This is a genomic window from Haloleucobacter albus, assembly GCF_052492075.1.
Genome location: NZ_JBQWAS010000025.1, coordinates 172307 through 193755, shown reverse-complemented (window position 1 = coordinate 193755; position 21449 = coordinate 172307). Strand labels below are relative to the sequence as shown.

The 21449-nt window shown below is 62.9% G+C and carries 18 protein-coding genes; 12 read left to right on the top strand and 6 right to left on the bottom strand.

Translation table 11 applies throughout. From position 1 onward, the window contains the following. Position 1: 1 nt before the first annotated feature. Together ACT6QH_RS08215 and ACT6QH_RS08210 are read left to right on the top strand one after the other, a co-directional pair. Positions 2 to 1237: an efflux RND transporter periplasmic adaptor subunit gene (locus ACT6QH_RS08215; protein ID WP_444974323.1), complete on the top strand. Its 1236-nt coding sequence runs from the start codon at positions 2 to 4 to the stop codon at positions 1235 to 1237. A gap of 71 nt (positions 1238 to 1308) precedes the next feature. After that, positions 1309 to 4353 carry an efflux RND transporter permease subunit gene (locus ACT6QH_RS08210; RefSeq protein WP_444974356.1) on the top strand — a complete coding sequence of 1015 codons (3045 nt, stop codon included), beginning with the start codon at positions 1309 to 1311 and terminating at the stop codon, positions 4351 to 4353. A gap of 108 nt (positions 4354 to 4461) precedes the next feature. Here the strand turns inward: ACT6QH_RS08210 and ACT6QH_RS08205 are convergent, their stop codons facing one another. After that, complete coding sequence (locus ACT6QH_RS08205; RefSeq protein WP_444974322.1) at positions 4462 to 5028, bottom strand: HdeD family acid-resistance protein; 567 nt, start codon at positions 5026 to 5028, stop codon at positions 4462 to 4464. 335 nt (positions 5029 to 5363) lie between these two features. Next, positions 5364 to 6425, bottom strand: coding sequence for a L,D-transpeptidase (locus ACT6QH_RS08200; protein ID WP_444974321.1), 1062 nt, complete (start codon positions 6423 to 6425; stop codon positions 5364 to 5366). Positions 6426 to 6638: 213 nt separating this feature from the next. Here ACT6QH_RS08200 and ACT6QH_RS08195 point away from each other — a divergent pair, with 213 nt between their 5' ends. After that, positions 6639 to 6785 carry a hypothetical protein gene (locus ACT6QH_RS08195; protein ID WP_444974320.1) on the top strand — a complete coding sequence of 49 codons (147 nt, stop codon included), beginning with the start codon at positions 6639 to 6641 and terminating at the stop codon, positions 6783 to 6785. A 78-nt stretch (positions 6786 to 6863) separates the two neighbouring features. On the opposite strand, the gene ACT6QH_RS08190 is transcribed toward ACT6QH_RS08195, so the two are convergent. After that, entirely contained in the window at positions 6864 to 7772 is a 909-nt protein-coding gene (locus ACT6QH_RS08190) for a hydrogen peroxide-inducible genes activator (RefSeq protein WP_444974319.1), read from the bottom strand. A 126-nt stretch (positions 7773 to 7898) separates the two neighbouring features. On the opposite strand from ACT6QH_RS08190, the gene ACT6QH_RS08185 reads away from it, so the two are divergent. The 9 genes from ACT6QH_RS08185 to trmB all read left to right on the top strand — a co-directional run bounded on the left by ACT6QH_RS08185 (position 7899) and on the right by trmB (position 18467). Then, positions 7899 to 9353 carry a catalase gene (locus ACT6QH_RS08185; RefSeq protein WP_444974318.1) on the top strand — a complete coding sequence of 485 codons (1455 nt, stop codon included), beginning with the start codon at positions 7899 to 7901 and terminating at the stop codon, positions 9351 to 9353. A gap of 312 nt (positions 9354 to 9665) precedes the next feature. Then, positions 9666 to 11141 (top strand): tRNA (N6-isopentenyl adenosine(37)-C2)-methylthiotransferase MiaB, encoded by a 1476-nt coding sequence (gene miaB, locus ACT6QH_RS08180; protein WP_444974355.1) that lies wholly within the window; start codon positions 9666 to 9668, stop codon positions 11139 to 11141. Between the two features lie 132 nt (positions 11142 to 11273). Further along, a complete protein-coding gene (locus ACT6QH_RS08175) occupies positions 11274 to 12308 on the top strand; it encodes a PhoH family protein (protein ID WP_444974354.1) in 1035 nt (344 codons plus the stop codon). A gap of 2 nt (positions 12309 to 12310) precedes the next feature. Next, entirely contained in the window at positions 12311 to 12856 is a 546-nt protein-coding gene (gene ybeY, locus ACT6QH_RS08170) for an rRNA maturation RNase YbeY (RefSeq protein ID WP_444974317.1), read from the top strand. Positions 12857 to 12879: 23 nt separating this feature from the next. Next, positions 12880 to 13848, top strand: a complete 969-nt coding sequence (locus tag ACT6QH_RS08165; protein ID WP_444974316.1) for a hemolysin family protein — start codon at positions 12880 to 12882, stop codon at positions 13846 to 13848. Between the two features lie 50 nt (positions 13849 to 13898). Then, a complete protein-coding gene (lnt, locus tag ACT6QH_RS08160; RefSeq protein ID WP_444974315.1) occupies positions 13899 to 15596 on the top strand; it encodes an apolipoprotein N-acyltransferase in 1698 nt (565 codons plus the stop codon). Between the two features lie 98 nt (positions 15597 to 15694). Continuing rightward, entirely contained in the window at positions 15695 to 16102 is a 408-nt protein-coding gene (locus ACT6QH_RS08155) for a helix-turn-helix domain-containing protein (protein WP_444974314.1), read from the top strand. Between the two features lie 106 nt (positions 16103 to 16208). Then, positions 16209 to 17402, top strand: a complete 1194-nt coding sequence (gene metK, locus ACT6QH_RS08150; protein WP_444974313.1) for a methionine adenosyltransferase — start codon at positions 16209 to 16211, stop codon at positions 17400 to 17402. Positions 17403 to 17639: 237 nt separating this feature from the next. Beyond that, a complete protein-coding gene (gene trmB / locus ACT6QH_RS08145) occupies positions 17640 to 18467 on the top strand; it encodes a tRNA (guanine(46)-N(7))-methyltransferase TrmB (protein WP_444974312.1) in 828 nt (275 codons plus the stop codon). 82 nt (positions 18468 to 18549) lie between these two features. Here trmB and ACT6QH_RS08140 read toward each other — a convergent pair whose 3' ends face one another. From ACT6QH_RS08140 to ACT6QH_RS08130, 3 genes are read right to left on the bottom strand one after another with little or no spacing between them, the layout of a single operon-like run. Next, positions 18550 to 19482 carry an SDR family oxidoreductase gene (locus ACT6QH_RS08140; RefSeq protein ID WP_444974311.1) on the bottom strand — a complete coding sequence of 311 codons (933 nt, stop codon included), beginning with the start codon at positions 19480 to 19482 and terminating at the stop codon, positions 18550 to 18552. Between the two features lie 27 nt (positions 19483 to 19509). Next, positions 19510 to 20679, bottom strand: a complete 1170-nt coding sequence (queG, locus tag ACT6QH_RS08135) for a tRNA epoxyqueuosine(34) reductase QueG (protein ID WP_444974353.1) — start codon at positions 20677 to 20679, stop codon at positions 19510 to 19512. Continuing rightward, a complete protein-coding gene (locus ACT6QH_RS08130) occupies positions 20676 to 21365 on the bottom strand; it encodes a glutathione S-transferase family protein (RefSeq protein WP_444974352.1) in 690 nt (229 codons plus the stop codon). Before ACT6QH_RS08130 ends, queG begins: the two co-directional genes overlap by 4 nt. Between the last annotated feature and the right edge of the window lie 84 nt (positions 21366 to 21449).

Below are 21449 nucleotides of genomic sequence, written 5' to 3'. Positions count from 1 at the left end.
CATGCGCTGCCCCGCTTCCAACTCTCCCTCCCAATCTCCGCCAGACCACACAAGCGGAGCCACACGCCTTGTGGCCACACTGGCTCTTGTCACCCTTCTGGGCGGAACTCTTGCCGCCTGCGGGGAGGATAACACCACCGCAGAGCATGACGCCCCGGCACGGCCGGTGCAGGTGGCCACGGTGCATCTGTCGCCTCGCCATGCAGAGAAAAGCTTTGTGGGGGTGATCCGCGCCCGCCGGGAGATTGATCTGGCCTTCCGTGTGGGCGGCAAAATGGTTCAGCGCCATGTGGAAGTGGGCGATCACGTTACCTCCGGCGCGGTGATCGCGCGGATTGACCCGGAAGACCTACGCCTTGAACTGGAAAGCGCGCATGCCGAGCTGGCTGCCGCCGAAGCCAATCTTTCCCAGACCAGCGCTGAAGATCAGCGCTATCGTGCCCTGCGTGCCAAGGGGGTAGCCTCAGCCGCCGAGCTGGACCGGAAATCGCTGGCCATGCAGGAAGCCGTCGGCCGGCTGGAGCGGGCGAAGCGATCGCTGGAACTGGCGGAAAACCGCCTTTCCTATGCCGATCTCGTCTCCGATGCGGATGGCATTGTGGTGGCGGTTGCCGCCGAGCCCGGACAAGTGGTTTCCACTGGGCAAACCATTGTGCGCGTGGCCCGGCTGGATGAGAAGGAGGCACTTGTCGCCCTGCCGGAAACCGCGTTGAACGCCGCCCGCAAGGCCGATGCCATGGTGACACTGTGGGCCGCGCCGGATCAGCGCATCACCGCCCGGCTGCGCGAACTCTCTCCACAGGCAGACCCGGCCTCACGCACCTATCCCGCCCGCTTCACGCTGGACCATGCCGGCGACACCGTGGCGCTGGGGATGACGGCAACCGTCACCCTTGTGCCCCGCGAGGGTGCACCAGTGGCGCGGGTGCCGCTTTCCGCCGTGTTCGACAAGGGCCATGGCGCTCATGTCTTCATCGTGGAGCCCGGCAACCAGAGCCTGACCGCCCGGCCTGTGATCGTCGCCGGTTATACGCAGAACTCCGCCCTGCTCTCCTCCGGCCTTCGGGAGGGAGAGAAGGTGGTGACGCTGGGCGTGCACATGCTCAAGGATGGGCAGCAGGTGCGCACTGTACCCGCCAAGGGCGAAGAAGCATCCATGCAGGCCACGCCATCACCGAGCGCCACCCCGCAGGTCATGACCGACGCCCCCGCCTCAGCTCAGGAGGATGCGCGGTGAATGTATCGCCCCACGCCCCCTCCAGCCTGCCCCCGGAAGAGCAGCAGGACGACCACAAGGCTCCACCCAGCCTGTTCAATCTCTCCCGCTGGGCCATCACCCACCGGGCGCTGACGCTGTTCGCCATGATCCTGCTGGGCCTTGCGGGGCTCTATGCCTATGTCAATCTTGGCCGGGCGGAAGACCCCTCCTTCACCATCAAGGTCATGGTGGTGTCCGTCGCCTGGCCGGGGGCGACCGCCTCACAGATGCAGGATCAGGTCGCCGATCCGATCGAAAAGAAATTGCAGACCCTGCCCCATCTCGACAAGCTGGAAAGTTATTCGCGCCCCGGCGTCAGCTTCATCCAGGTATCGCTGGCCGACACCACGCCGGCCGCACAAGTGCAGGATTTATGGTACCAGGTCCGCAAGAAAATCGGCGACATGCGGGCCGAGCTGCCACAGGGCGTGATCGGCCCCGGTTTCAATGATGAATATGGCGATGTCTATTCCACCCTGCACATTCTCAGCGGCGAGGGGGTGGAGCCGGCCGAACTGAAGCGTCAGGCCGAAATCATCCGCCAGCGCCTGCTGCGTGTGCCGGATGTGGAGAAGGTGGACCTCATCGGCGAGCGGCCGGAGCGGATCTTCATCGAATTTTCCCATGCCCGCCTCGCCACGCTTGGCATCACCCCGGCCCAAATCTTCGACAGCGTGGCCCGCCAGAATGCCGTGGTGGCCGGCGGCGCGGTGGACACCAAGGCCGACCGCATCAATCTGCGCCTCACCGGCGGGTTTGAGGGCGCGAACGCCATCGCCGAAGTGCCGGTCAATGTCGGCGGCGCACTGGTGCGGCTTGGCGATATCGCCACTGTGCGCCACGGCTATGAGGACCCGCCCTCCTATCTCATCCGCCAGCATGGACGGCCTGCCATCGGCATCGGCGTCTCCATGGAGAAGGGAGCCAATATCCTCATTCTCGGCGAGGTGCTGAAGGACGCCATGGCCGAGGCGGTGGCCGAGCTGCCTGTTGGTATCGACATCGTGCAGGTGGCCGATCAGCCCCATGTGGTAGCCGAATCGGTGGGTGAATTCCTGAAGACCTTCGCCGAAGCGCTCATCATCGTTCTGGTGGTCAGCTTTCTGTCGCTGGGTTTTCGCTCCGGTATTGTGGTGGCGCTCTCCGTGCCGCTGGTGCTGGCCATCGTGTTTCTGGTGATGTTCGCCAGCGGCATGGATCTGCACCGCATCACGCTCGGCGCTCTCATCATCGCGCTCGGCCTGCTGGTGGATGACGCCATCATCGCCATCGAAATGATGGTGGTGAAGCTGGAGGAAGGCTGGAACCGCATTGAGGCCGCCAGCTTCGCCTGGACCTCAACCGCCTTTCCCATGCTCACCGGCACGCTGGTAACGGCGGCCGGCTTTCTGCCCGTGGGCTTCGCAAAATCCTCGGCCGGTGAATATGCCGGCGGCATCTTCTGGGTGGTGGGTATCGCGCTGGTGGCGTCGTGGTTCGTGGCGGTGATCTTCACCCCCTATCTCGGCACGGTGCTGCTGCCGGAGATGAAGGGCAAGCATGCTGTCCATGAACTGCGCGACGGGCGGCTCTATCGCCTGCTGCGCCGGGTGCTGGGCTTTTGCCTCGCACATCGCCTCACGGTCATCGGCGCGACTGTGGGGCTGTTCGCCCTCTCCGTGTTCGGCTTCGGTTTCGTGCAGCAGCAATTCTTCCCCACCTCCACCCGTACCGAGCTGTTTCTGGAAATGCGGATGCCGGAGGGCACCTCCATAGCCGCCACACAGGCGGTGGCCCGCAAGGCTGAAGCGCTGCTGGGCGATGATCCCGATATCGCCACCGCCACCACCTATATCGGCCAGGGTGCGCCGCGCTTCTGGCTGGGCCTGAACCCGGTTCTGCCCAACCCCAATTTCGCACAGATCGTCATCGTGGCGAAGGATGTGGCTGGGCGTGAACGTCTGAAGGCCCGGCTGGACACAGCCGTGGCCGATGGCGCCCTGCCCGAGGCGCGGGTGCGGGTAGACCGTTTCATGTTCGGCCCGCCGGTGGGCTTTCCCGTCCAGTTCCGCATTCTGGGGCCAGACCCCATCATGGTGCGCGATATTGCCGAGAAGGTGCGCGCCGTAATGGCGGCAGATCCCGCCGTCATCGACCCGCATCTGAACTGGGGTGAACGGGTCAAGTCCGTCACTCTCGCCGTGGATCAGGACCGGGCACGGGCGCTGGGCTCCACCCCGCGGGATCTGGCCGAAACCCTGCAAACCCTGCTGTCCGGCTACACCGTCACCCAGTATCGCGAAGGCAATCTGCTGATTGATGTCGTGGCCCGTGCGGTGCCTGAAGAGCGGGTTAATCTTGACCACCTGGCCGCTCTCACCGTCACCAACCACAATGGGGTAGCGGTGCCTCTGGGGCAGTTGGCGCGCATCGCCTATACGCAGGAAGAACCCATATTGTGGCGGCGCAACCGCGATCTGGTGCTGACCGTGCGCGGAGATGTGGCAGATGGCGTGCAGCCGCCCGATGTCACCATGCGGCTGGAGCCGAAACTGGCCGGCATCGTTGCGGATCTGCCACCCGGCTACCGTATTGAACGGGGCGGTTCCATCGAGGAGAGCGCCAAGGCCAACAAGGCGCTGGCTGCGGTGTTCCCGATCATGATTATCGTCATGCTGTCGCTACTGATGATCCAGCTTCAGAGCTTCTCGCGTCTGGCGCTGGTCATCGCCACGGCTCCGCTGGGGCTGATCGGCGCGGTGGCGGCCCTGCTGGTGACAAACCAGCCCTTTGGCTTCGTGGCCCTGCTGGGGCTGATCGCGCTGGCTGGCATGATTATGCGCAATACGGTGATTCTGGTGGATCAGATCGACCATGACATCGCTGCCGGGGCCACGCCGCATCATGCGATTGTGGAGGCCACATTGCGCCGCGCCCGGCCCGTGGTGCTCACCGCCATGGCGGCGGTTCTGGGCATGATCCCGCTGGCGCGCAGCGTGTTCTGGGGCCCCATGGCCATCACCATCATGGGCGGACTTCTGGTGGCCACCGCGCTCACCCTGCTGGTGGTGCCTTCACTCTATGCCGCATGGTTTCGGGTGAAGGCGACGGATTAGGAGAGCGCCGCTCCCGCCCCCTCCTGACAAGGCCAAACAAAAACCGGCCGGGAGCAAGCTCCCGGCCGGTTTTTTCATGTCTTTCCGAGGTGCGGCAGAATGGCCCCCTCAGCCCTTCTGCTGGCGCAGGGACAAGCCGAAGAAGAAGGCCCCCACCCCGGTGAAGACCAGATCCACACCCAGGAAGATGCCGAGAATTTCCACCGTATCCGCCGGCCAGCCGGAAATGATGAGCATGCCCAGCACGAGGCTGACAAGGCCGGAAAACACGATCCAGCCCCAGCCCTGGCCCCCGCGGGAACTGAAACCGGCGAACAGGCGGAAAATGCCCTCCACCGCCAGCGCCGCGCCAATGAAAATGGTGATGATGCTGGCCCCGGCCACAGGCCGGTACATGGTGAGACCGCCGGCAACGATATAGAGCACACCGGCCAGCAGCCAATATATGGCAGAGCCCCAGCCACGGGCCCGGAAGGCATGGATGACCTGCACCACCCCGCCGACCAGCAGCAGCGCGCCCACATAAAGCGTGACAGCCAGCGTGGACAGCAGCGGACGGCTGAGCGCGAAGAAGCCCAGCAATACGAAAATGATACCCAGCACGACGAACCAGCCCCAGTTCGCCCGGAGGGATTGCAGCCTGTCAAAGGCAGCCGAGCCTGTCGGCATAATCATGTATCCCGTCTCCATTCCGCGTGAACGCTGCCCCGCAAGCGAAACGCCCCGCACCATGCCGGCCCATGTGCCGACCCATGTGCCGACCCCGGCACAGAAAATGCGCCGTAGCTCACGTTTTCATGAGCCTTGCGGCGGCGCAACCATCATAGAACGCTGCGGTGCGGGCGTCAGGTGACTGGATCAACTCTGTTCGTTTTTAGGAAAGATGTGGCCATACGGAGCAAGACGCAGAGCAAGACACGGCGCGGATGTGAAGCCCTATCCGGCCAACAAAAAAGGCGCGCCTGATGGGCGCGCCCTGTTCTCCTGAGGGTTGCCGACAAGCACACTCCTCAGCGCAGACCGGAAATAGAGCCTGTGGCGCCGGGCGCCTGACCCGGCATATTGGCCGCGGCAGCCTGCGGCTTGGGGGTCTTCGGCATGGGTGCGATCACCACCTTGGCGCCAACCTTCACCCGGCTGAACAGATCCTCAGCATCATTGTTCAACAGGCGGATACAACCAGAGGACACGAACTTGCCAATGGTCTGCGGCTCATTCGTGCCGTGAATACGGTACAGGGTTGAACCCAGATACATCGCCCGCGCGCCCATAGGATTACCCGGCCCGCCCGCCATGAAGCGCGGCAGATAGGGCTGACGCTCAATCATCTCCGGTGGCGGACGCCAATCCGGCCATTCCGCCTTGCGGGAAATCTTTTGCACCCCAGACCAGGTATATCCCTCACGGCCCACACCAATGCCGTAGCGCACGGCCTTGCCGTTACCCAGCACGTAATAAAGATAGGTGTTGGGCGTATCGACAACGATAGTGCCCGGAGCCTGTGTCGTCACATAATCCACGATCTGACGGCGGAAACGATCCGGCACGGGCTCCGAAGGGTCTACATTTTCAATGCGCGGGCCGGCGGGCGCCTGATCCGTACCGGGCACGAGCGCGGCATCCGTTGCGTAGACACCGGCCGGAGGTGCCGTGTTTGACGCCTCATGCCCCTGCGGCTGCGCCGGCTGAGCGCCAGTCAACTCCTCATAGGAGCGGTTATAGGCCGCCCCATAGGCGCGCTGCTGTTCTTCATAGGCGGAAGCCTGATACCCGCCCTGCTGCGGCACCACATTGGCTGGCGGCTGGTAGCCGGCGGGCTGATAAGGCTGCTGCGCCGGCGCACTGGCCTGCGCCCCATAACCGGGGGCCTGCTGATAGCCGCCGGGCGGAGGCAGCTGGGAGCGCTGCATGTCATTTCCGGCTCCCCCCGCGCCTTGGGTATAGGGGTCGGAATAACCGGGCGGCGTGCCGCCATAACCGGAGCCGGAGCCATATGCGTCCTGCCCGAAAGCAGGCGCGGAAAGAAGCGACGCCCCGAAGGCGGCAAGGAGGAAGGGTTGGCGCAACATCATGATGCCGGTGGTAGCTCTGAAACGTGTCGAAATTGGAAACAAGATGCGGAAACTTTGCGCCTGCTCTCCGGCGTCTATCACCTGTGTCCAAACAGCCACATGCCGCCATGTCGCACCCTGACAAAACGGAGAACGCCGCTCACCACGCGCACATTGCGCACCCGCACTATTCATGGTTGTATTTCATGGACAAGCATCCATGAATTGCACATCATGTCCTGGTCCAAATCCATTCTGTTCGTCTGCATGGTAGCCTTGCCGATAGGGCTGGCCCTACTGATGATTCTCAACATTGCCTTTCAGCATGAAACCCTCATCTGGGAAGGCGATGTCAGTACATTGACGCGCTATCTGCGATAGCAGAGCCTGTTCGTGCGCGGATGGTCACCCGAAACCGTTTCAGGAAAGCCGGTCCGCACCCTCCTATATGCGCCCCCCTCATTCCGGGGTTTCAACCTGCACACGGCACTGACGGATCAGATCCGTCAGTGCCTTAATATCCTCCGGGAAAGGCAGGGTTCTACGCCAGAACAGCCCCAGCGTGCGGCTGGGCTGTGGCTCCCGGAAGCGCAGCAGGCGCAGGCGTGCGGCGAGCCCCCGTTCGGTCTCCACGAACAGGCCCGGCAGCAGGGTCACGCCCTGCCCATTGGCCACCAGCTCCGCCAGCGTGCTCAGGCTGGAAGCCCCGAAACGGCGCAACTGCCGCGCATCCACCTTGCGGCACAGTTGCAGCGCCTGATCGCGCAGGCAATGGCCATCTTCCAGCAACAGCAGATCCGCCGCACAGACCGCCTCTGGAGAGACCGGCTCGGAAGGAGCCACAGTCGCATCGGGCGGCAGAGCGAGAAAGAAAGGGTCTTCAAACAGCTCCACACTGTCCAGATCGGGATGTTCGAGCGGCAGGCTCATGATGGCGATATCCAGTTCGCCATCCACCAGCGCGTCCACCAGATGCTCTGTCAGGCTTTCGCGCAGCGACACTTCCACGCCGGGATGCACCTCTTGCAGACGGGGCAGAAAGCGCGGCAGCAGATAGGGCGCGACAGAGGCGATGACCCCCAGACGCAACCGGCCCTCCAGCAGACGACCATGGCCACGCAAGGCCAGTTCCATATCTCCCAGCGCGCTCAGCACGGTGCGGGCCCGTGCCGCCACCTCGTCTCCCAGAGGGGTGAGACGCACCCCATGCCGTCCCCGCTCCACCAGCGAGACGCCATAAGCCTGCTCCATTTCGCGGATCTGCATGGAGAGCGCCGGCTGGGTCACGGCGCATGCTTCCGCCGCCCGGCCGAAATGGAGGTGGCGCGAGAGAGCTTCAAAATAGCGGAGCTGGCGCAGAGAAAGCATGGGATCAGATTATCTTATCTAAAAACGGTCGCAATCTGATTTGATCTTATCACAATTCAAATTCATGGTGCGCGCACTCATCATTCCCCGCATCATGCGGACCCGTGGAAGGAAGGAGCCTCAAGGATGACCAAGCCGACCCTGACCACCACCGCCGGCGCCCCGATTGCGGACAATCAGAATGCACAGACCGCCGGCCCCCGTGGCCCGGTGCTGATGCAGGATTATCAGCTGCTGGAAAAGCTCGCCCACCAGAATCGCGAGCGTATCCCCGAGCGCACCGTGCATGCCAAGGGCTGGGGCGCACATGGCACGCTGACCATCACCGGCGATATTTCCAAATATACCAAGGCCAAGGTTCTCCAGCCCGGCGCGAAGACGGAGATGATCGCCCGTTTCTCCACCGTGGCCGGCGAGATGGGCGCAGCAGATGCCGAGCGCGACGTGCGCGGCTTCGCCCTGAAATTCTATACGCCGGAAGGCAACTGGGATCTGGCGGGCAACAACACGCCCGTCTTCTTCATCCGTGATCCGTACAAGTTCCCGGATTTCATCCACACCCAGAAGCGCCATCCGAAGACCAATCTGCGCTCTCCCACCGCCATGTGGGATTTCTGGTCGCTCTCGCCGGAGAGCCTGCATCAGGTCACCATCCTGTTCTCGGATCGCGGCCTGCCGGTGGGCGTGCGCAACATGAACGGCTATGGCTCGCACACCTACAGCTTCATCAATGAGGCTGGCGAGCGCTTCTGGGTGAAGTTCCACTTCAAGACCCAGCAGGGCCACAAGCACTGGACCAATGCGGAAGCCGCTGATGTGGTGGGCCAGACCCGCGAATCCACGCAGGAAGATCTGTTCGGCGCAATTGAGCGTGGTGATTTTCCGCGTTGGCTGATGCAGGTGCAGATCATGCCCGAGGCCGATGCCGAAAAGACCCCCTACAATCCCTTCGACCTCACCAAGGTGTGGCCGCATGGCGATTATCCGGTGATTGATGTCGGCATTCTGGAACTGAACCGGAACCCGGAGAATTATTTCGCCGAGATCGAGCAGGCCGCCTTCTCGCCCTCCAACAAGGTGCCCGGCATTGATTTCTCGCCGGACAAGATGTTGCAGGCGCGCGTCTTCTCCTATGCGGACGCCCATCGCTACCGCCTCGGCACCCATTATGAGCATCTGCCGGTGAATGCCCCCAAATGCCCGGTGCATCACTACCACAAGGATGGGCCGATGCGTTTCTTCGGCCAGCAGACCGGAAATGTGGACGCCTATTATGAGCCGAACTCCTTCGGCGGAGCGGTGGAAGATCCTTCCTTCCGCGAGCCGTCGCTGAAGATTTCGGGCGATGCTGATCGCTACAATCATCGCGATGGCAATGAGGATTTCAGCCAGCCCCGCGCCTTGTTCGAGCTGTTCGACGCCGGCCAGCGCGAGCGCCTCTTCTCCAACCTCGCCGCGGCCATGAATGGCATCCCGGATGAGATTGCGGAGCGACAGATCGCGCTGTTCACACAAGTTCACCCCGAATATGGGGCGGGCGTGCGCGCGGCACGGGCCAAACTGGCCGCCGGAGCGGCCTGAACACCGCACATGCCGTTTCCGGGAGATGAGAGAAAACGCCCGGAAACGCGCAATTTATGATTGCAAATTCCCAGCAAATTCAAGGGGCGGGCCACGGCGCGCCCCTTTCTCGTGCAGGCAACCCTTGATGGCGCATGCGCAAAGCCATTCCGCAATCGGGTTTTCCAGCCCCATCCGCATGTCCCAGCCTGTTTTCAAAGGGCCCGATTGCCGGTAGGATAAGGGCTTCTGAAACAGCCGGTGTCATATGTCTGACGTCACCTGAGCGTCATGTTCACGTGAGACATCTGCCGCCTGGCAAAAGATGCGATGATGCAAGACCCCCATTCCGCGCCCCGCACAGCAGACCAGAGCACCACCCGGCCCGAAAATGACGGGCCTGATTCCACGCTGCCCGGCACAGAGCCCCTGCGCAAGCTGTATGTGAAATCCTTCGGCTGCCAGATGAATGTCTATGATTCCCAGCGCATGGCCGACACGCTGGCGAAGGAAGGCTTCACCGAAACGCAGGATCCGGCAGATGCGGACCTCGTGATTCTCAACACCTGCCATATTCGCGAAAAGGCGGCCGAAAAGGTCTATTCGGAGCTTGGACGGCTGCGCAAGGCGAAGCAGGCGCAGGGTACGGACACCATGATTGCCGTGGCCGGCTGCGTCGCCCAGGCGGAAGGCGCGGAAATCATGCGCCGCGCGCCGGTGGTGGATCTGGTGGTGGGCCCGCAAAGCTATCACCGCCTGCCGGAACTGCTGCGCCAGGCCAGCAGCGGCGCCCGCGTGGTGGATACGGAATTCCCCATCGAGGACAAGTTCGACCATCTGCCCGCCCCCAGCCGCAAGGCCACCCGGAACCGCGGGCCAGCCGCCTTCGTGACCGTGCAGGAAGGCTGCGACAAATTCTGCACTTTCTGCGTGGTGCCCTATACGCGCGGGGCCGAGGTCTCCCGCGATGTGGGCAAGATTCTCTCCGAAGCCCGTCTGCTGCTGGATCAGGGCGTGCGCGAAATCACCCTCATTGGCCAAAATGTGAACGCCTTCCACGGGGAAGGCCCCGATGGCAAGGTATGGAGCCTGGCCCGCCTGCTGGAGCATCTGGCCCAGATGGAGGGCGTGGAACGACTGCGCTACACCACCTCCCATCCGCGCGACATGGATGAGGATCTCTATCGCGTCCACCGCGATCTGCCCCAGCTCATGCCCTATCTGCATCTGCCGGTGCAGTCCGGTTCCGATCGCATTCTCAAGGCGATGAATCGCAAGCACGGGCGTGACGAATATTTCGCCATCATTGAGAAGATGCGCGAGGCCCGGCCCGATATCGCCCTCTCCTCGGATTTCATCGTCGGCTTCCCCGGCGAAACCGACGCCGATTTCGAGGATACGATGGATCTGGTGAGGAAGGTGGGCTTCGCCAGCGCCTATTCCTTCAAATACAGCCCCCGTCCCGGCACTCCGGCCAGCGAACATGATGTGCAGGTGCCGGAAGAGCTGAAGGCCGAGCGCCTCGCCGTGCTGCAAAAGGCGCTGGAAGCCTCCAAGGCGGCCTTCGACGCCAGCTGCCGCGGCCGCACCTTCGATATTCTGCTGGAAAAGCCCGGACGCCTGCCGGGCCAGCTCATCGGTCGCTCGCCCTATCTGCAAAGTGTAGTGGTGAACGACCCGCCCGCAGGCATTGGTGACATCATCACCGTCACCATCACCGATGTGGGGCCCAACAGTCTGGCCGGGGCGGTGGTTACGCCGCCGGCTGCACCTATCCGTCTGCACTCGTCCGCGGCTATGGAGGCCTGAAGCTTGCGCACACCCGGCAGCGAATACGACCGCCCTCCGCCTGCACGATCCAGCGCATCCGGCGCCACAACGGCGGCCCCGGCCCACGCCGACCCAGCCCACGCCGACCCTTGGGCCGGCGCGGCGCGTGGCATGGTGCAGATCGAGCACGCCTTCGACGACAATGAGCGCGCCTCCCGCCTGTTCGGCCTGTATGGCCGCAATCTGGCACGGATCGAGAAGAAACTCGCTATCCGGGCGGATTCGCGCGGCAACCATGTCACGCTGGAAGGGCGGCGCGCCGCCTGCGAGCAGGGGCTGGATGTGCTCAACCGGCTTTATGCCATGGTGGAAAATGGCCGTGAGCTGGTTCAGGGCGATGTCGATGGCGTGATCCGCGAAGTGCTCTCACAGGGCTCGCTGTTCGATTATGACCCCGCCGCACAGCGCCAGAACTTCGATGAAATCCAGCTGCGCCGGCGCACCGTGCGCGCCCGTACAGCCGCACAGGATGCCTATATCCGCGCCCTGAAGCGCCACACGCTGGTTTTTGGCATGGGGCCGGCCGGCACTGGCAAGACATGGCTGGCCGTGGCCTATGCCGTGCATCTGCTGGAACGGCGCATGGTGGATCGCATCATCCTCACCCGCCCGGCCGTGGAAGCTGGCGAGCGTCTCGGCTTCCTGCCCGGAGATATGAAGGACAAGGTCGATCCTTATCTGCGCCCCATCTATGATGCCCTTTATGACCTGATGGACCGTGCCTTTGTGGAGCGCGCCATGCAGAGCGGGGAAATCGAGATTGCGCCGCTGGCCTTCATGCGCGGGCGCACCCTCTCCAACGCCGCCGTGATTCTGGATGAGGCGCAAAACGCCACCTCCATGCAGATGAAAATGTTCCTTACCCGTCTGGGTGAGAACTCCCACATGATCGTCACCGGCGACCCCAGCCAGACCGACTTGCCCGGCGCGCAGAAATCCGGGCTGGCGGAAGCCGTCTCCCTGCTGGATGGGCAGGAGGGCATCGCTATCAGTCGCTTCCGGGCGGAAGATGTGGTGCGCCATGAGCTGGTGGCCCGCATCGTCGCCGCCTATGACCGGCTGGATGCCGCCCGCATCGCCGAACAGGCCGAGGCGGATGCCCGGCGCAAGGCCCGCTATGCCGCCGCCACAGGGCAGGAGCCCTGACCATGACCGCCGTTTCAGAAACCGACGACACCGAGAACCCCGCTCTCGCGCCACATATCGCGATCGACATTCTCACCGAGGCGGGAGACTGGGCCCGCCTGCCTGAGGCGCAAGCCATTGCCGAACGTGCCACCCGCGCCGCGCTGGCTGCGGCGGATGCGGATATTCCCGCGCGGGCGGAAGTCGCCATCACCTTCACGGACAACGCCCATATCCGCGAGTTGAATCGCGCCTGGCGCGAGATGGACAAGCCCACCAATGTGCTGTCCTTCCCCGCAGCGGATCTGCCAGAGGCAGCTCTGGCGGAAGGCATCGCCCAGCCGCTGGGCGACATCATCATTGCTCTTGAAACCCTTGAGGCGGAAGCCGCCGAAGAGGACAAGAAGAGCGCACATCATCTGGCCCATCTGGTGGTGCATGGCACGCTTCACCTTCTGGGTTACGATCATATCGAAGACGACGAAGCAGAAGAAATGGAGGGGCTGGAGCGTCAGATCCTGGCCGGTCTGGGGATTGATGATCCCTATCGCCTGCCATTGGATGACTGAGCCGCGCGGCCAAGAAGGAGACCATGTCCCACATCGAACCGGCGGGTGATGCCGAGCCTCAAAGTTTTCTCGACCGATTGCGGGGCCTCCTCGGCACCTTCCGCTCTTCCGGCTCGCTGCGCAGCGATCTCGTGGACGTGCTGGATGCCTCGGGAACGCCGGAGGAGGGAAATGAATTCACGCCTTCCGAGCGCAAGATGTTGCGCAACATCCTTCATCTGAAGGATGTTGGCATTGGCGATATCATGGTGCCGCGCGCCGAAATCGTGGCCGTGCAGAAGGACACCTCTCTGGGCGAACTGCTTCAGGTGTTCGTTTCCGCCGCCCATTCACGCCTTGTGGTCTATGATGATACGCTGGATGACCCGGTGGGCATGGTCCATATCCGCGATCTCATCGCCTTTCTGGCCGGGGTTGTCTTCTCGGAGGAAAATACGGCCGGAACAGGCAGCCGGCTGGACCTTGGCGCTGTGGACCTGAACCGCACGCTGGAGGAAGCCCGCCTGGTGCGTCGGCTGCTTTATGTGCCGCCCTCCATGCCGGCCGTGGATCTGCTGGTATCCATGCAGGCCGCGCGCACCCATCTCGCTCTCGTCATTGATGAATATGGCGGCACGGATGGCCTCGTCTCCATCGAGGATGTGGTGGAAGAGATTGTCGGCGAGATCGAGGATGAGCATGACGACATCGCCGAGAGCCTGGTAAGCCGCGAGGCGGATGGCTCTTATGTCGCCGACGCCCGCACCCCGCTGGAAACGGTGATGGAGATTGTCGGCTCCGATTTTGTCCCGCCGGATGCGGTGGAAGAGGTGGACAGTCTGGGCGGGCTGGCCGTGATGGAAGCCGCGCGCGTGCCGCAGAAGGGCGAGGTCATCGCCCTTCCCGGCCATTATCAACTTGAAGTGCTGGAGGCAGATCCGCGACGGGTGAAAAAGCTGCGCATCATTCCTCCCACGCTTCCGGGTGTGGGCGAAGCTTCCGAAACCGGCTGAGCGTGGTGGCCTCCTCTGCCCGAACCGAGGCCCGGCAAGGGGCTGGAGCGATGGCGTCCGGCCTTCTGCGCCGGGCGCTCCATGCTGTAGCCCGGCTTGGGCGGGTGCCCGCCAGGGTGGTAGGCATCCCCGCCCGGCTTGCCGCCGCCACAAGAGCCATTGGCGCACGGGGCGGACGTGGGCGGGCCCTGGTGGCCACACTGGCCGGAGCCATCGGTGCCGTAGCCATGCCGCCCTTCGCTTTCTGGCCGGCGCTGATTCTCTCCTTTGGCCTGTTCGTGCTGCTGCTGGATGGCGCATGCAGAAGCACGCCCCTGAAAGCCCGACTGCGCCCGGCTGCCGGTACGGGCTGGTTTTTCGGGTTCGGCTATTTTCTCGCCTCGCTCTGGTGGATTGGAGCCGCCTTTCTGGTGGATGCCGCCGCTTTTGGCTGGCTGCTGCCCTTTGCGGTGGTGGCCATGCCTGCGGGGCTGGCGCTGTTCTCCGCTTTTGGCGCGGCCGTGGCCGCATTGTTCTGGCAGCCGGGCGGGCAACGCCTGTTTGCCTTCGCCGCGGCCCTCACTCTGGCCGAATGGCTGCGCGGCAATGTGCTGACCGGCTTTCCCTGGAACAGCTTCGGCTACGCTTTCTCCCAGTCTCCAGCCCTGATGCAGAGCGCCGCGCTGGTGGGGCTTTGGGGCCTGACCTTTTTCGCCCTTCTCAGCCTTTCTGCGCCTGTCCTGCTGCTGGAGCCGGGCCGGGGCGGATGGCGGCGCTGGGTGGGGCCGGGGCTGGCCATGGGCCTGATCGTTCTGGCCGCAGGCTGGGGGCTGGCGCGTCTGCGCGATACGCCGCTCACCATGGTGCCGGGCGTACATCTGCGCATCATGCAGCCATCCTTGCCGCAAGATCAGAAATTCAAATATGTCCGCAGCCGCGAGATCCTTCGGGATTATCTGGCGCTCAGCGCCCTGCCCACGGCCCGCGCCCCGCAAGGGCTGAAGGATGTGACCGTTCTGATCTGGCCGGAATCAGCTTTTCCCTTTGTTTATGAGCGCGAAGCCTGGGCCGGAGAAATGATCGCCGCCGCCCTGCCGGATAATGTCTCTCTGGTTACCGGTGCCGTGCGTTACGGCCCGCCCCCGCCGGGGCAGTTCTCCCATTTTTTCAACGCCATTCGCGTCATCGACCATAATGGCCGGGTCCGCATGAATGCGGACAAGGTGCACCTGGTGCCCTTTGGCGAATATCTGCCCTTCCAGAATGCGCTGGAAGCCATGGGGCTGCGCCAGCTCACCCAGGTGCGGGGCGGCTTTGCGGCGGGAACGGCGCTGGGCCCTCTGCATGTACCGGGCCTGCCGCTGGCTGCGCCCCTGGTGTGCTATGAGGTTATTTTTCCCGATGCCGTAATGCCGACAGGCCCCCAGCGCCCGGAACTGATGCTGAACCTGACCAATGATGCCTGGTTCGGCGATACCCCCGGCCCCTATCAGCATTTTGCACAGGCGCGCATGCGTGCCGTGGAAGAGGGCATGCCACTGGTGCGCGCCGCCAATTCGGGCATTTCGGCCATTATCGGCCCCATGGGGCAAATTGTCGTATACGCCCCCCTTGATGTACGTACGGTTGTGGACGGCCCCCTGCCTGCGCCCTTGAAAAGCCGCCCCTTTGCGGCCGGGCACGCAAATGTGATCGCCTTCAGCCTTCTTATTTCAGGCTTTCTTCTGGCGATTTGGCCTTTTCGCAGACGTAATACACGCAAAAGTTGATCGACGCATTTTGATTGTACGCTTATGTTCCCGCGCAATCAGGGCAACCTTCGCACCGCGAAGTAATGATGACTCTTTCCGACACAGCCAGAGAGACCATGGCCAAGAAGGTGCCAAACCCCATAGACAAACATGTTGGCTCACGCGTCCGTATGCGACGCATGATGGTCAGCATGAGCCAGGAAAAACTGGGCGAGAGCCTCGGCATCACATTCCAGCAGATCCAGAAATACGAGAAGGGGACAAACCGCATCGGCGCCAGCCGTTTGCAGCAAATCTCCATCGTTCTGGGCGTGCCTGTCGCATTCTTCTTCGAAGGCGCACCTACGGTCGGCCCCGAAACCGAAGGTGTGGAAGAAGCTGCATCACCTGCTTATGTATCCGACTTTCTCGCCACGTCCGAAGGCCTGACACTGACACGCAACTTCATGCGTATCTCCAACCCGAAGGTTCGCCGTCGGATCGTGGATCTGGTCATGGCCATAGCCGAAGAAAACGAGGAATGATCGTTCGATTTGACGAACGATTCCTTCTCCGCGATCTTGACCTCGCCTCGTTTGCGTTGTGAATGGGGTGCGCCGCGATGCGGCTTGGTGCAAGAAGGGTCCAGACATGGTGCGTCCATCCTATCTTTTTACGAGTGAATCCGTCTCCGAAGGGCATCCGGACAAGGTCTGCGACCGGGTCTCCGACGAAATCGTGGATGTCTTCTTCCGTACGGCTGAAGCCGAAGGATGGGATCCAAGCCAGATCCGCGTGGCTTGCGAAACCCTCGCAACCACCAATCGCCTGGTGATTGCCGGCGAAACGCGTGGCCCTTCGAGCATCACCCATGAATTGCTGGCCCATGTGGCCCGCCTGGCAATCCGTGATATCGGATATGAGCAGGAAGGCTTCCATTGGGAATATGCCGATATCGAGGTGCTGCTCCATTCGCAGTCCGCTGATATCGCGCAGGGCGTGGATATTGCCGGCAACAAGGATGAAGGCGCCGGCGATCAGGGCATCATGTTCGGCTATGCCGTGCGTGAAACCCCGGAGCTGATGCCTGCGCCGATCTATTATGCGCATAAAATCCTGAAAAACCTCGCGGACGCACGCCATTCGGGTGCTGCCCCGGCCCTTGGCCCGGACGCGAAGAGTCAGGTGACCGTGCGTTATGAAGACGGCAAGCCGGTTGGCGTCTCCCAGATCGTGTTGTCCACCCAGCATCTCGACGAGCGTCTCAGCTCCGCCGATGTGCAGGCCCTTGTGGAGCCCTATATCCGCGAGACCCTTCCCCAAGGCTGGATCTCGCCCGAAACCGTGTGGCATGTGAACCCCACCGGAAAGTTCGTCATTGGTGGTCCCGACGGGGATTGCGGCCTCACCGGACGCAAGATCATTGTGGATACCTATGGTGGCGCGGCCCCGCATGGCGGTGGCGCTTTCTCCGGCAAGGATCCGACCAAGGTGGACCGTTCCGCCGCCTATGCCGCACGCTATCTGGCGAAGAATGTGGTCGCCGCCGGCCTTGCCGACCGCGCCACCATTCAGCTCGCCTATGCCATTGGCGTGTCCGATCCGCTGGCGGTCTATGTGGACCTGCACGGCACCGGAAATGTGGAAGAAGCCAAGCTGGAAAAGGTGCTGCGCGAGGTGATGAACCTGCGTCCGCGTGGCATCCGTGAGCATCTGGGCCTCACCAAGCCCATCTATGCCCGCACCGCAGCCTATGGTCATTTCGGCCGCACGCCGGATGAAGATGGCGGCTTCTCCTGGGAGAAGACCGATCTTGTGGATGCGCTGAAGACGGCTCTGGCCTGATTCCGGGTCCCCTTCAAGGCCATTTCGTCGGCTGTTTATTTCAGGCCGCGCGGAGTGTTCCGAAATACAGCCCTCCCGACCGGTTTTCCGGCCGGGAGGGCTTTTGTGTGTTGCGGTGCAATTGCTGATTCTGCTGCCGCAAGCCATTTCATCGTCACCGGAGATCCGGCGACACGATGCGAGCCGATTAAATTGGCACGCTACGGTTGTATTTTTGATTCGCGTTCAGGCCGTCTGATGAGTGTTGATTCTGATATGCGTTCTGCCCCGGCTTCTGAAGGGCCAGACACCACCCGCAAGATGGACCGGAAAGCCCCGGCATCTGGCAAGGCGCACGCACAGCAGACCAGCGCGCCTCCTGATTTGCACGTCGATACGCTGCATTCCGATGCTCTGGCCCCCGGCTCCTTTTATGGCCGGCGCATTGGCAAGCCCCTGCGTGCCGGGCAACAGGGCGCCATAGACGACATTCTCCCGCGCTTTCACATCACGCCGGAACAGGCCCGCACACCGCAGGCGCTGTTCGCCGCACCACCGCGTGGCCTGTGGATGGAAATTGGCTTTGGAGGCGGTGAACATCTGCTCGCCCATGCCACGCGGGAGCCAGATATGGGCTTCATTGGCGTTGAGCCCTTCCTCAATGGCATGGCCAGCATGGCCCGTGCGCTGGCAGAAAGCGGGCAGGATAATATCCGCCTCTATGACCATGACGCCGCCCTGTTGCTGGAAGAGTTGCCGGATGGCTGCCTCAATGGCGCGGATCTGCTCTACCCGGACCCATGGCCCAAGAAGCGCCACTGGAAGCGTCGTTTCGTGCGCCCGGATAATCTGGATCGGCTCGCCCGCGTCATTCGCCCCGGCGGTGTGTTCCGCTTCGCATCCGATGTGCCGCATTATGTTGGCTGGACGCTGGCCCATATCCGCAATCATGGCGGCTTTGAATGGCTGGCGGATTCCGCAGCAGACTGGACTACGCCCTACCCGCACTGGCCCGGCACCCGCTATGAGGCCAAGGCCCTGCGTGAAGGGCGCATTCCCTCTTATCTCACTTTCCGCCGGAAATGAGAGCCTGCTGCGTTGCTGAAGGTTTCATGTGAAACATTTGGGGCGGTTTCCCAACCTCCCCAAATAATCTGCCAGAGAGACCTCAGGCTCCCTCCCCCGCCTCGGCCAGTGCTTTCAACCCCTGCTGATAGGTGGGATAAGCCAGCTCCACCCCAAGCTCCTTTGTGAGCCGGGTATTGGAGACCCGCTTGCTGGAAGCCCAGAAGCTCAGCGCCATGGGGTTCATGGCCTTTGCCGCCTCATCAAATGGCACTGCGAGCGGCTGAGCCACACCCAGAAGTTCAGCGCCAAACCTGATCGGCTCACCGGATGCGGCCGGCAGATCATCCGTCACATTCAGCAGGCCGCTGAAGCGCTGTGCCACCACCGCCACGATGGCCCGCGCCACATCTTCCACATGGATGCGGTTGAACACCTGGCCCGGCTTGTCGATGATGCGCGCCGTGCCAGCCCGCAACTGCGCCAGCACATTGCGACCCGGCCCATAAATACCGGCGAGGCGCAGCACCGCCACCGGAATCTTCTGTGTCTCACCAAAGGCCAGCCAGGCCGCCTCGGCATCCAGCCGGCGTTGCAGACGCGGGCTTTCGCCATGGGTCGGGCCGGTCTCATCCACCCAGCCACCCTGATGATCGCCATAGACCCCCAGCGTGGTGAGATAAACCACCTGCTTCACCTGCGCCCGTGCCAGCACCTCGCCAGCCACGCGCAACACCGGGTCGCCCCGCTCATCCGGCGGGGCCGAAACCAGCAGAATATCCGTATGAGAGAGCGCCTGCACCAATTCCGGCGCAAGGGTTTCGCTATCGAAGAGCAGGGGTTGCACGCCATCCGGCATGTCCGCCAGCTTTTCCGCGCTGCGGGCCGTGCCCACAACAGGCGCGAACAGGCCGGGGCGGCTCACCACCAGATGCCGGGCACAATAGCCAAGGCCGATGGCTGTCAGGGAAAGGGGAGCTGAAGTCATCATGCCTTCAGGATGACGGCGCTTGGCGTGCAGGACAAGACGACACAATGCCGTATCCCGCCACCATCCCCATATTCAGAGCTTTACGTTCTGCCCCTCTTTCGCGGCGACCTGCCATTCGGCCTGCACATCCGCGTCGCTTTCTGCGGCCAGAGCCTGCGCCCGGCAGCGGGCAAACTCCTCACCCGACACAAGACGCGACAGCGCCCACACAGCTGCCCCCCGCACAAGTGCAGAAGGATCAGCCAGATGTGGTTCCACCGCGTCACGCATCTGCCCATCCCCACTATTGCCCATGGCGATCAGCACATTGCGCAAGAACCGATCCCGCCCGATGCGCTTGACCGGGCTTTTGGAGAAGCGGGCGCGAAAGGCGGCATCATCCAGCAGCGCCAGTTCGCGCAGATCCGGGGCATCATTTTCAGGGCGGGCGGCCAGCTTCATTTCCTGCCCGGCCTGCGCAAACTTGTTCCACGGGCAGGCCGCAAGGCAATCATCACACCCATAGATGCGATTGCCCAGAAGCGGACGCATCTCACGCGGAATGGCCCCCTTCAGTTCAATGGTGAGGTAGGAGACACAGCGCCGCGCATCAATGCGGTAAGGCGCGGGAAAGGCCGCCGTGGGACAAGCCTCAATGCAGGCCCGGCAAGAGCCGCAACGGTCCTTCTCCGGTGCGCCATGGGGCAGCTCCAGCGTCGTGGCCACCGCCCCCAGAAACAGCCAGGAGCCATAATCACGCGAGACCAGATTGGTGTGCTTGCCCTGCCAACCCAGCCCCCCGGCCTCAGCCAACGGCTTTTCCATCAGGGGTGCGGTGTCCACAAACACCTTCACATCACCCCCACCCGCCGCAGCCAGCAGGCCGCGGGCGATGCGCTTCAGGCGTGGCTTGATGATCTCGTGATAATCATCGCCACGAGCATAGACCGAGATCGCCCCCTTGCCGCGCTGCTCCAGAATGGCGCGCGGGTCGCTCTGCGGCCCGTAATTCAAACCCAGCATCACCACGGAACGCATGGCGGACCACAAGGTCAACGGGTCGGCGCGGCGCTCCTTGGTGTCTTCCATCCAGCCCATTTCGCCATGCGCGCCGGTGGCCACCCAGGTGCGCAGCCGCGCGCCGGGCACCACCACGGTGCGCGGATCGGCGATCACCGTGGCGTCAAACCCTTCAGCGCGGGCCAGTGCGCCAATATGGGCGGCCAGCTCAGGGCCAGAAAGGGATGGTGCAGGCTTTTTCAGAAATCCAGATCCGCATAAGTCCGGGAGGGTGGCATGCCGGGAATGTTTTCCGCCAAAAGCGCGCGGAAAGAGGGGCGGGATTTGATACGCGCATACCAGTCGCGGGCATATTCATCCTCATCCCACGGCACGTCACCCAGATAATCCACCACCGAAATATGGGCGGCGGCGGCCAGGTCGGCCTGGCTCATGCGCTCACCTGCCAGCCATTTGCGGGCCCGCGCCAGCCAGCCAATATATTTGAGATGATAGCGCATATTGTTGCGCGCCATGCGCAGGGCTGTGGCATCCGGCGCACCACCGCCCTGAGCGCGGTTCATATAGCGCTTGTAGATGCGTTCGCGCACTAGCGGCTCAGTCACCTCGACGAACATCTTGTCATGGAACCAGCTGGTAAGACGGCGCACTTCCACCCGCTCCCCCGGATTTTCCGGCAACAGGCGGTGCGGCGCCAGCGCCAGGCCACGGGTTTCATCCAGATATTCGGCGATGATGCTTGCCCCCGGTACGGAAGGGGTCTGCTCTTCCACAATCACCGGAGTTTCGCCAGCCGGGTTCAGTGCGAGAAATTCAGGCCGGCGTTCCCACACCCGCTCCTCCACCAGTTCCGGCTCCAGCCCATATTCGGCCAGAAGCAGACGGATGAAACGCGAATGGGGGCAGAAGGGATGGTGATACAGATACATGGAGGCAGATTTCATGCACATTCGGCAGCTGCTGCGGACAGATTGACCAAAACAGATTGATCTGGGCAGATCCACGCGCAAGGC

Coding starts and splice junctions, on each gene's coding strand:
- ACT6QH_RS08205 (WP_444974322.1), bottom strand. CDS start 5,028: ATGATTATGCCGACAGGCTCGGCTGCCTTTGACAGGCTGCAATCCCTC.
- lnt (WP_444974315.1), top strand. CDS start 13,899: ATGGCGTCCGGCCTTCTGCGCCGGGCGCTCCATGCTGTAGCCCGGCTT.
- trmB (WP_444974312.1), top strand. CDS start 17,640: ATGAGTGTTGATTCTGATATGCGTTCTGCCCCGGCTTCTGAAGGGCCA.
- ACT6QH_RS08215 (WP_444974323.1), top strand. CDS start 2: ATGCGCTGCCCCGCTTCCAACTCTCCCTCCCAATCTCCGCCAGACCAC.
- ACT6QH_RS08190 (WP_444974319.1), bottom strand. CDS start 7,772: ATGCTTTCTCTGCGCCAGCTCCGCTATTTTGAAGCTCTCTCGCGCCAC.
- ACT6QH_RS08175 (WP_444974354.1), top strand. CDS start 11,274: ATGGTGCAGATCGAGCACGCCTTCGACGACAATGAGCGCGCCTCCCGC.
- ACT6QH_RS08200 (WP_444974321.1), bottom strand. CDS start 6,425: ATGATGTTGCGCCAACCCTTCCTCCTTGCCGCCTTCGGGGCGTCGCTT.
- ACT6QH_RS08130 (WP_444974352.1), bottom strand. CDS start 21,365: ATGTATCTGTATCACCATCCCTTCTGCCCCCATTCGCGTTTCATCCGT.
- ACT6QH_RS08165 (WP_444974316.1), top strand. CDS start 12,880: ATGTCCCACATCGAACCGGCGGGTGATGCCGAGCCTCAAAGTTTTCTC.
- metK (WP_444974313.1), top strand. CDS start 16,209: ATGGTGCGTCCATCCTATCTTTTTACGAGTGAATCCGTCTCCGAAGGG.
- ACT6QH_RS08155 (WP_444974314.1), top strand. CDS start 15,695: ATGGCCAAGAAGGTGCCAAACCCCATAGACAAACATGTTGGCTCACGC.
- ybeY (WP_444974317.1), top strand. CDS start 12,311: ATGACCGCCGTTTCAGAAACCGACGACACCGAGAACCCCGCTCTCGCG.
- miaB (WP_444974355.1), top strand. CDS start 9,666: ATGCAAGACCCCCATTCCGCGCCCCGCACAGCAGACCAGAGCACCACC.
- ACT6QH_RS08195 (WP_444974320.1), top strand. CDS start 6,639: ATGTCCTGGTCCAAATCCATTCTGTTCGTCTGCATGGTAGCCTTGCCG.
- ACT6QH_RS08185 (WP_444974318.1), top strand. CDS start 7,899: ATGACCAAGCCGACCCTGACCACCACCGCCGGCGCCCCGATTGCGGAC.